General features: G+C 57.3%; 9 protein-coding genes. 3 read left to right on the top strand and 6 right to left on the bottom strand.

The window, feature by feature from the left end:
* Together B145_RS25625 and B145_RS0113725 are read right to left on the bottom strand one after the other, a co-directional pair.
* Nucleotides 1–881: porin (locus B145_RS25625; RefSeq protein ID WP_018608126.1), on the bottom strand; the 881-nt coding region annotated here is incomplete at its 3' end.
* Nucleotides 882–1,306: 425 nt separating this feature from the next.
* Nucleotides 1,307–3,025 carry an autotransporter assembly complex protein TamA gene (locus tag B145_RS0113725; protein WP_018608124.1) on the bottom strand — a complete coding sequence of 573 codons (1,719 nt, stop codon included), beginning with the start codon at nt 3,023–3,025 and terminating at the stop codon, nt 1,307–1,309.
* A gap of 147 nt (nt 3,026–3,172) precedes the next feature.
* On the opposite strand from B145_RS0113725, the gene B145_RS0113720 reads away from it, so the two are divergent.
* From B145_RS0113720 to B145_RS27560, 3 genes are all read left to right on the top strand, one after another.
* A complete protein-coding gene (locus B145_RS0113720; RefSeq protein WP_018608122.1) occupies nt 3,173–4,432 on the top strand; it encodes a D-amino acid dehydrogenase in 1,260 nt (419 codons plus the stop codon).
* Nucleotides 4,429–4,836, top strand: coding sequence for a TfoX/Sxy family protein (locus tag B145_RS0113715; protein ID WP_018608120.1), 408 nt, complete (start codon nt 4,429–4,431; stop codon nt 4,834–4,836). Before B145_RS0113720 ends, B145_RS0113715 begins: the two co-directional genes overlap by 4 nt.
* Nucleotides 4,837–5,115: 279 nt before the next feature.
* On the top strand, nt 5,116–6,738 hold the full coding sequence (locus tag B145_RS27560) for a HAMP domain-containing methyl-accepting chemotaxis protein (protein WP_018608118.1): 1,623 nt from the start codon (nt 5,116–5,118) through the stop codon (nt 6,736–6,738).
* Nucleotides 6,739–6,872: 134 nt separating this feature from the next.
* Here B145_RS27560 and B145_RS0113705 read toward each other — a convergent pair whose 3' ends face one another.
* The 4 genes from B145_RS0113705 to B145_RS0113690 form a co-directional block, all read right to left on the bottom strand.
* A complete protein-coding gene (locus B145_RS0113705) occupies nt 6,873–8,234 on the bottom strand; it encodes a jacalin-like lectin (RefSeq protein WP_211209837.1) in 1,362 nt (453 codons plus the stop codon).
* Between the two features lie 120 nt (nt 8,235–8,354).
* A complete protein-coding gene (locus B145_RS0113700) occupies nt 8,355–8,816 on the bottom strand; it encodes a hypothetical protein (protein WP_018608114.1) in 462 nt (153 codons plus the stop codon).
* Between the two features lie 3 nt (nt 8,817–8,819).
* Entirely contained in the window at nt 8,820–9,263 is a 444-nt protein-coding gene (locus tag B145_RS0113695; protein WP_018608112.1) for a GNAT family N-acetyltransferase, read from the bottom strand.
* Nucleotides 9,264–9,392: 129 nt separating this feature from the next.
* Nucleotides 9,393–10,547: an oligogalacturonate lyase family protein gene (locus tag B145_RS0113690; RefSeq protein WP_018608111.1), complete on the bottom strand. Its 1,155-nt coding sequence runs from the start codon at nt 10,545–10,547 to the stop codon at nt 9,393–9,395.
* Nucleotides 10,548–10,629: the final 82 nt, after the last annotated feature.

The following is a 10,629-nucleotide window of genomic DNA, read 5'->3' as shown; positions in this document are numbered from 1 at the left end:
CCCAGGTTATAGGCCACCACGAAGTTGGTGTTCTTTTCCTTGAAGGCGCCTGCAGCCGTACCGTCACCACCCTTGTAGATGTTGTAGTTCATGCCGATCTTCAGGCCTTCGATCGGGTGGATGCTGATCGAATGTTCTTGCCAGTGCATGCCGTTGCTCAGGCCTTGACCAAAGGTGGTGCGGGCACGTTCGTGGGTGGACAGCGTCCAGTTCACCAGCTTGCCGACAGCGCCCGTCACAGCCAGCGCACGTACGTTACCGCCGTTAACCGCCCCGGTGGCACCATTGTCCACGTTGTTGGCACCCGTCGTTTGGTTGTCACCAAAGACGAAGTTGGCCTTGGCGCGGAAAGCAACCGGGCCGAGGTTGAACACGGGGGTGTCATATTCAGTAGCGCGGCTGCTCAGGGTGGAAACGCGCTTGGCCATGATGCCGTACTTGACGATTTCCAAGTCCTTCACGTTAACCATGTAGGGCTTTTCTTCGTAATCCCAGTACTGTTGGCTGACCAGGTTCATCACGCCCCAACGCAGGTTGCCGTACGGGGAGGTCAGGTACAGGGCCTTCTTATCGTTGCTGGTGATACCGGTCTTGCCTTCTTCAACAGTACCGAAGCGCAAGTCCAGGTCAACCATGGCATTCCAGCCCGGCATCAGGTCTTCCTTGGCCTGCACCGTGATACGGGAGGTGGAAGCAGCGCCGTCACCCAGGGTTTCAGTGGTCTTGGCACCGCCATACGTGCCATCGGCATTGTCCGAGTTGGCTGTGTGCTTAAACTGATAACCAGCGTCGTACTTGCCACCGATGGTTACGGAAGTGTCAGCAAAAGCTGCGCCAGACATCAGGCCGATCACAGCCAGAGCAATAATTCTCTTCTGCATAATTAAAATTCTCCTCACAATTGAAGACCGAGTGTTGCGCCGCCAGCGCCAAGCTCAAAGGGCCTGATCCACTCGCCTTACCTCTCAGAACCGAGAAGTTGCGATGATTCTGGCAAACACGGGTCGGCGGACGCAAGATAAAGATGTGGTCAGGCCAGCGACATTGCATCATCTTGTTGTACCGCCGCAACACACTGCAACATTTATGAAATATCCGCACGAATGAAAACGTTGCCAATAAATTTACCTATCGATAGATAAGCCAAAACACTCACAACATCCGAGCCAGTTCAAACTATGACCGACAGGCAAATTGGTCTGGCCTGCACGTAGAAACAAACATTTAACTCTTTGAAATTAAATGATTTTAAAACATCAAAACGGAGCAAATCTGCTACTTATTGCATAAACTCCAAATTCTTGTTTCAAAACACAAGTGCAACAGAGAGGTGGATGCGCCAGCGTCGCTCCTGCCAACCATAGGCCAGATCAAGTGCCAAAGGCCCGGCTGGGCTACGCCAGCGCCCTCCAAGACCACTACCCACATGGGCACGCAGGGCATTGAGTTGGTCGCCTGCATCCCCCACATCTACAAACCCTGCCACCCCCCAAGGGGAGGCTGACAGCCAATGGGTATATTCAACTGAACTGGTCCCCATGTAGCGCCCGCCCACCACTGCCGAGCCCTCATGTGCGCCAAGTGACAGGTAGTTGTAGCCACGCACGCTCTGTGCACCACCGGTACGGAAAAGGAAATCCTGCGGTACATTAGTGCGCGATTTCGCCACGGTATAACCTCCTTCCAAGCGAAGGCCCAGCACATCCTGGCTACTGAAGGGATACCAATAGGCCAGACGGGACCAGGTGCGCACGAAGTCTGTATCCGAAAGCAGGTAGCGCGATGCAGCGCTCAGGCGCAGGCTCACACTGTTGCCACGATGCGGATCAAGCGGATTGTCGAGCTTGCGCCGCGTCCACTGCCAGTCAAGTGCCAGGGCCTGTTTGTGGCTACGCTCGGCACCATCAGCCTGGGTGGTTTCTCCTTGCAGACTCAGCCCGAAGCGCGTGTTGATATCTCCGAGCTGGATGCTTCGCGCCACCCCTACCGTCTGACGGCGCAGACGCAGGCCGCTGATGTAAGAGGCTTCGGCGATTCCACCCACGCTATTTCTCCAGCCTCCCGTATCGGGCGGCAGAAAGATATCGGCAAACGCTGACTGTTGCTTGGTCTCCAGGCGCAGGCCGCTATTGAGGAGCCATGCCCGCCCAAGCAGGTTCGCGTCTCGCAACCCCAGGTCAAACTTCGCTCCGGTATTCGAGCTGTACCCGACTCCCACGGTAAAGCGTTTGGGCTTGGCCTCCTGCACCAACACCTTGATCGGCAGAACATTGCCTTTGGCTTGGGCCAGATCGGCAGAGACTTCGACATATGAAAAATACGGGGTGGTCTGCAAAGCGGCCTGCAAGGTCTGGAGGGACTCAAGACTGTAATCCCCCCCTCGCTGTAACAGGTTGTAACGCTCTAGCAACTCCGGCGAATAGTCATGCAGCCCCTCCACATTGAGTTCGCCAAAGCGGTAAGCGGGGCCGCTGTCCAAGGTGAGGCGAAGATGTGCTTCTGCACGCTCCGGGTCGATGTCCGCCTGGGATTCCACAATGCGTGCCCCGGCAAAATGGCGGGCCGCCACCTGCTGCAAGAGGCGTTCCTTGGCTTGCGCCCAGTCCCGATCACGAAAGACCTCGCCCACTTTGAGTGCCCAATCCGCCCGGAAACTCTCGGCCTCGGCCTTGAAGACCTCCTGGGTCACCAGATCCCCTGCGAAATTCAGTTCCAGGCTGCTGACCTTGGTGCGTGGGCCAGGAACCACATTCAAAGTCAGTACATCCCCGGTGTCCAGACTGACCTGGGGCGAAAAATAGCCCTCTGTCGCCAGCAGATCACGCGTCTGCTCCCGCAGACGCCGTACCAACCCGAGGCGGGCAATTTCATCATCGGCCGCAATCGGCTGTCCGGCATCCGGCAGATACGTATGCAGCAACGCATACACCTCATCCGGCGCCTGTAGGCGATAGTTTTCCGCCGCCTGCACGGGCAGACAGGCCAAACACATAACAGTGGCAACAAACAGTTTCAAGGCAGACATGGCATAAATCGGACAGGCTCTGGCCCAGATCATACGGGCTGTAGCCGAATGCGCAATAATAGAGGCTTCGGGAATGCCCTAACCCCGGGGTATTGGAACCTGTTCACCAGGTTCTTAGGTTTCCGACATCACACGCACACGCACATCATGCATATCGCCATCATCGGCGCCGGTTTGGCCGGCGTAAGTGCCGCCTGGTATCTGAGCCAGACGGGCCATCGGGTCACAGTCATCGAACGCGACGCGGCCCCGGCCCTGGAAACCAGCTACGCCAACGGCGGGCAGATCTCCATCAGCCACCCTGAACCTTGGGCCAACCCAGGCGCCCCCATGCAGGTACTGCGCTGGCTGGGCAAGAAGGACGCGCCTTTACTTTTCCGTTGGCCTGCCGAAGCGGCCCGCATCCGCTGGGGGCTGGAATTCCTGCGTGAATGTCTGCCGGGGCGCACACGTCAAAACACCCTTGCCATCGCACATCTGGCAGCCTTCAGTGGGCAGCGCCTGAAAGCCCTGCGTGAAGAAACTGGCATCGAGTACAACCAGCTCTCGCGCGGCGTGTTGCACATGTACTTCAGCCCCGAAAATCTCCACCATGGCGAGCAGCAACACAAGATCCTGCAAGAGTTGGGGATCGGTTCGCGCATGCTGGACCGTGATGCCTGCCTAGAACTGGAACCCGCGTTAGCCCACCTCGCCCCGCATCTGGTCGGTGCCATGCTTGGCTCGGACGACGAAAGCGGTGACGCGCAACGCTTTGCCACCGAGTTGGCCAGATGCTGCCGCGAGGCTGGTGTGGAATTTGTCTTTGACACCTCGGTCGCCTCAATAGAAGCCGACGGTCAACGTGTCAGCGGCCTTTCACTCCGAAGTGGCAATGGCGAAGCCCGTCTCCTCCAGGCCGATGCCTACGTGTTGGCGGCAGGCAGCTATAGCCCGCAACTGATGCGCCCGCATGGTGAGCGGCTGGCCATCTACCCGGTTAAGGGCTACTCCACCACCATGGAACTGGCCCAACCGGACAAAGCCCCCACCGTCAGCCTCACCGACGAATCGCGGCGCATCGTCTGCTCCCGTTTTGGCAACCGCCTGCGCATCGCGGGCACAGCGGAACTCAACGGCTATAATCTGGATCTGGACCTGGATCGCTGTAGTGCCCTGCTGCGCTGGGCGGAAGACATGTTCCCGGGTGCCTGCAATACCGCCGAACCCAATTACTGGACCGGGCTACGCCCCACCACCCCCAGCAACCTACCCATCATCGGGCGCTCCCGTCTGGCAAATTTGTTCTACAACACGGGGCACGGCACCCTGGGCTGGACACTGGCCTGCGGCTCCGCCCAGGCACTTGCGGACATAATGAATGGGCAGCAGCCCGCAGTGGATTATCCGTTCTGGAAAAGCAGATGAGCGCCTCCTCCGAATACCTCGACTACATGCACGAGTTGCTCTCGCCACTCGGCAGCATCCGCACCAAGAGAATGTTCGGTGGCGCAGGGATTTACTGCGACGAACTCTTCTTCGCGCTGGTCATCAATGATGTGCTCTACCTCAAAGTTGATGAGCACAACCGAGCGGATTTTGAGCGCGAGGGGCTGGAGCCTTTCAGTTACGAAACCGGGGGCAAGATCTCCACCATGAGCTACTATCGCGCGCCCGATGAAGCCATGGATTCCCCAGCCCTCATGCTCCCCTGGGCACGCGGGGCCTTGGCAGCCGCCTTGCGCGCCCAGGCGAACAAAACCAGTCCTGCCAAACCAAGAACCCGGAAATCTGCAGAAACGCCCCGCAGCAAATCACCTCGCACCAAATAGGCGGGCACGATCAGTACGAAATGATTCGTACTCGTGATGAGGCAAGTCAACTCATCAGACGACCATTTTCCTCACTGACAGCGGTTGCCCCAAGAAGCCTGTCATTATTTGCCTTCGTCTCTATTTTTCTTGGCCTTTAGGTCTTAAGGAACGCGTTGCCTTGACGTTATCAAGCGAGTTAGCTGCCTCATCTCATCCTACGTCTGGCATCCCCTAGGCTCCAGACACGCAAAACCAGGGGAAGAGGCGCATCCATGCCAACAAGAATCTGGAGACAAGATGACCATCGCTCAAAAGCTGACTGCTTTTATCTGTTTTGCCGTTCTGACCCTGCTTGTCACGCTGGGGGTCACGCTGTACGAGAACCAGCAGATCAAGACCCAACAGGATTTCATCGGCAACACCGTATTCCCTAGCATGCGCTCTTTCCGCGATATCACCGAACACGTGGGGGAATACCGGCGCTTGTTTACAAGCTTCCAGCGCGTGGTCAATACGCCGGAAGAAAAATCCCTTCACGTGGTGGAAGACATGGAAGCGACGGCCGCCCGCCTGGACAAATCGTTTGCCGAGTATGCCAAAACAGCCAATGATGCGGACGGCAAGGCGCTCTTTGACAAAAGCCTGTCATTCTGGAAAGTCTACTTCACCACCGTCCAGGAGAGCATTCCGGTTTCCCACTCGGGGGATGTAACCGCCATGGACGCCAAGCGCGTCGTTGTGCGCCAAGCCGGGGCGGATTTTTTCAAGGCTATGAAAGACCAAGTGGCCTACCTCACCAAACTGCAAGAAGAGGCGCAAGCCAATATGAGCGCGGCCCAACACCGAGCCGCTGTGGCAACCAGCATTGTGGTGATCCTGGCTGCGGCCATCCTCTCCGCGCTGGGGTGGGAACTGTACCGCACGTCGGTCAAACCGCTGCGCCTGTTGAGCCAGACCATCGAACGCATCAAGAGCGAACGTAACCTGACCCTGCGCCTACCCGTCAAGGGGCAAGATGAAGTCGCGGTAGCATCGCGCGCCATCAATGCCTTGGTTGAAGATTTCAACACGGATTTTGTGCAGCTGCGCAACGCTTCCAAATCCTTGCACGATGCCGCACTGGGCCTGACCCGCACGGCCGGACAGGTAGCCGAAACGGTGTCTACGCAAAGTGAGGTATCGACTTCGATTGCGGCGGCGACTGAAGAGCTGACCGTCAGCATCCATCACGTGGCTGACCGTGCACACGATAGCCGTAACGAATCCAATGCCTCGGGCGAGCTGGCCAAAAACGGGGTCGGAATCATCGGCAATACCGTGACTGAAATCCAGAAAGCCGCCCACACAGCGAACGAAGCCGAAACGCTGATGGGCACGCTGCAAACCCGTGCCGCAGAAATCGAAAAGGTGGTAGGCGTCATCCGCAGCCTGGCGGATCAAACCAATCTGCTGGCCCTCAATGCCGCCATTGAGGCTGCACGGGCTGGGGAACAAGGCCGGGGCTTTGCGGTTGTAGCCGATGAAGTGCGCAAGCTTGCTGAGGACACCACGCGTGCCACCGGGAGCGTGACCGAGAGTATCAACAATATCCTCACGGGCACCCGTGGCGCCACAGGCAGCGTTCGTGACACCGTCACCTCGGTTGCACAGGGCGTGGCGCGTACCAATGAAGCCAGCGAGGTCGTCACCCAGATCAGCGAGCACGCCCAGCATGCGGTAATGATGGCAGAAGAGATTTCCGAGGCCCTGCGCGAGCAGACCTCCGCTGCTGATGCCATTGCCCGGCAGGTAGAACAACTGGCGCAGATGGCCGAATCCAACCGCGAAGCCAGCGAACGCACCAATGCCGCCGCCACCGACCTGAACACCATGGCCTCGCAACTGAACAGCATGGTTATGCAGTATCGCCTCAATGCCTGAGAACCTGCCATGAATTGAAGTGAAACGATTCTGGCATGGTGTGACGTCGCAGGCCGTTCATGCGGCCCAGCAAACGTGCACAACCGCGCCAGAATCGTTTTTCTTTACAGCGTCTTATTCCATGCTCACACGCATTACTCGATCGGCCGGAATACGACGCCTACCTGATCAACGCCATCGCCCGCACGACCGAAGAAACCGCCTATGCGCCACCCGCTGGGCGCGGTCATCGTCTGGCATGTGCCTGTAGCGGTGCCGTTGCTCACATTACGGCCATTATTGGTGGTCACGCGCATGTAGAAGATGCGTAGGGTGGTCTTGACCCCTGTACAGAGTGTTGCGCTTTGCAGGTATTCACCGCTATTGAGTGTCAGCGTGCTATCAGTACCCCCCGTACCGCCATGATAGGTGCTGACGCTATTCCCATAAGCAAGCGAAACGGCATCGATACGAGTTGCCCCGCGCAAGGTCACCGACTTTGGCGCGACATTCTCCGGCACGCTGGCCATGTCGTTAAAACCGGTTCCGCCACTGCCACCTGCCGTACCTGAGAATTTGACATCGCTTGCCAATGCGTAGCTGATATTCAGGCTGAGCGGATAATGATCCGAGAGCTGGTTACCGGAGGCATCCACAAATTTGCTCTCCAGCTTGTAATTGCTGGCCGTCAGTTGGATCGCGCGGGAACTGCGATAGAAAATCTTGTCGACCACTTCGTTGCTGGCACTGGTCAGCCCGGCAGACGTATCCATCAGCGCCGCGCCACCTTGAGCGGGGATGCTGCCACTGCGGATCAGCTTGATCCAGGCGTCCGTGAGCCCTGCATTGGTTAGCAGTTGTTGGGTCAACACCGTACCCTCCCGGGTATAACGTGCATTGGTGTCGCCCATGACGATCACCGCATTGCCAGCGGAATTTGTCTTGATGTAAGCCGCCAGCTGGGTCAGATTATCCGCCCGTGCAGCCATGGACCCGGCGTCGGTATCCGCATCGGCGTGCAGGTTATAGACATCAACATAAATCCCTTCCTGCACCGCAACGCGCACGTAGCTCAAGCCTTTCGGGGTGAGTTGATCGCTACCGTTGGAAATCAAGCCGCTGGACTTGTTCCACTTGACCCTTTGCGTATCCGCCAGCAAGAACCGGCTGAAAGTATTCATGCCATCGCCAAACCCGGCATCACCACTAAACGCGGTACGAAAGGAAAGATTCATATTCGCCGCCAGCGTTGAGTCGTAGTGAAAATCTTCCTGCACGTTCACAATGTCGTAGGCCCCCAGCATTTTCCCCAAGGGAGCCGTGTTCGTGGACGGGTGACTGCTGGACAAACCTTCCGGCAACCCCGCCACATTGGCAGTGATCACATTCAAACTGCCCTTGGTTTGAAAGGAATAGGCCATAGCCTGCCCGGCAAACAGAATAGCGACAACCGCTACCAAACCACCTTTACGCATCATTCCCCCGAGTAATATAAGAGCCAGTGAGACCGATATCATGGCTACTCGGTATGACGCGGATGTTGCATCACGATGACAAAACGATGAGTTACATGGGGATGAGTCGCACGGGGGATGGTCGAACGCACCAAAACCTTTTCAACATCCAATCTGAGGCGCTCAAAGCACCAGCAAATCCAACACGCCATGCGCCAAGCTCGCGTTAGCGCCGCCGCCCGTCCTGATGTCTTCCAGGGTGGCCTGCATACAGTGCATGGCCCCAGAAAACGCATTGGCCACGTCCTGCTCACGCCCATTGGCCAATGCGAGGCAGGCGTAGCCCGGTTCAGGTTGGAAAGATGCAATCAGGTCATCGAGCACGCGCAGTACCGTGCGTTGCGGCCAATCACCCCCGGTTTGCAGCAAGGCTTCCAGAAATGGCAGCGTTGCCAACAATACCGGGTAATAAGTGCCCGCATGATAGTTGCCCACGGCATACAGGAAGCGGTCGTAAGCAGCATGGCTGGATTCGGCGTCACTTGCCCCCTGCACCGCCGACAGGGCCTCGATCAGGCCGCCCGGCGTATTCCATTCCGGCTGCGGGTAGCTTGCCCAGGGGGTTCCGCGCATCTGCTCCAGCATGGATCAGGACAGCGCCTTCACATAGACATGCTGGGTCTTCTGGTGCTGAAAACCAACACCCTGGTAAAAAGGGTGGGATTCTGTTCGCACAACATTGGAACGCACACGCACAGAGGAAAAACCTTGCCGCGTCACCCATTGTTCGGCCGCTGCCACCAGAGACCGACCAATCCCCATCCGCTTGGCATCGGCAGACACAATCAGCCCGGTGATCTCGGCGCTTTCGCCAGAATCCAGAGACAAGCAACGCTCGGCCACCACCCACCCCAGCACTTTGTCATCCTGCCCACGTGAGACGGCCACGAAATGCCGGGTGGATTTCAGGATCTTTTCCAGATTGGCCTTGGTTTCAGCCAGCGTAATCGGGTAACCCAACTCCCCCGTCAGGCGGGCAATCTCGGGGGCATCTTTCAGTTGGGCGGGCTCAATACAAGGCGAGGATCGCATGGTTTGACTCAGGCTTGGGAGTAACAAAGATTCAAGGGGTCAATAATGAACCTACACGCTCCACAAGCCAATAAAAAACGGACCAAAAGGCCCGTTTTTATGCTCAATGCAACACTTTTGACATATGCCTCAAGCAGGTAGGTCAGCCAGATAGATGGCCGGTTCGCCTTCAAAGTCAGAGGTAAACAGCACGCGCTTGTTGTCCGGCGTAAAGCCGGGGTGCGGGTGGGTGACCTGACGGTCGTTGCGATAAACCTTCCAGGACGAGTTGTGCTGGCAGACCTTCTTGGTCTCCTTCTTCTTCAGATCAAACACATAGATGAAGGGATCGTTTTCCACCTTGTGGCTGGCTGCGTCCTGCACGTCTTGCGGGGTATCGCAACCATCGCCCACGGCCAGCGAACCATCGTGGTTACTGTACAGGTGGGAGCAGTGCGGCATGGTGATGATGGCTTCGTTCTTCAGCGTCACCGGGTCAGCCACGCAGATCCAACGATCAGTGCTGCCCTTCTTGTAGGAGACGTACATCAGCTTGGAGCCATCCGGCACCCAGAATTCGTGGGTACAGGCTTCGCCATCTGCATGGTCCTTCACCTTGCGGATGTTGGTGCCGTCTTCATTGATGAGCCACATGCGGGCATCGACGAGGTCGTGCGGGCCTTCATGGCAGTAGGCCACGGTGTTGTCGTCAAACGGGCGGTAGATCGGGTGGCCCATCCACTTGGCCTGGTCGAGCAGCACCGTGCTGGTACCTTTTTCGATATCCACCGAAATCAGGCGGCAACGGGGCTTCATGTGGAACTGTTCAGCAAACTGTTCCCAGGTAGTCAAGGGCAACAGGTCGCCTTCAACCACTTCGATCCCCACCAGCTTGGTGCAATCCGAGTTCGGCGCCCAGGTGCCGTAGCCCTTGTAACCATCCGGCACGGTGTAATAGGTTTCTTCTTCCAGCGTTGCGAGGTTGACGCGGCGTTGTTCCTTGGCACCCTGACGGTAGTAGAGGAACTTGTCATCCGGCGAGAGGAAGCAACCGAAGGTATTGTTGCCCGCACCTTCGGTAATCTGGGTGGCCACCTGGGTGTTCAGGTCCAGGATGTAGTTATTCCAGTTGTTATCGAACCAGCCGCCAAACAGCAGTTTGGAGCCGTCGTTGGTGAAGCACTTCTGATAAAAATAGTTGCGATGGCAGGTCACATCAGGCGGAGTCAGGCGCGTAACGCGCACACCGGTCGCCGGATCTGTAAAATCATGGAACTTGAGCTGGAACTGCGAGCCTTTGGCCATTATGTCTCCCCTTGGATAAAACCCGAATACCGGAACAGAGTGAAGGATGGTACGCGAACTTGTCAGACTTTTGGAAGCCCCT

The organism is Uliginosibacterium gangwonense DSM 18521 (assembly GCF_000373965.1).
GTDB classification, from domain to species: Bacteria; Pseudomonadota; Gammaproteobacteria; order Burkholderiales; family Rhodocyclaceae; genus Uliginosibacterium; species Uliginosibacterium gangwonense.
Note: the sequence above shows the minus strand (reverse complement) of the source record. Positions and strands in the feature narration are given on the sequence as shown.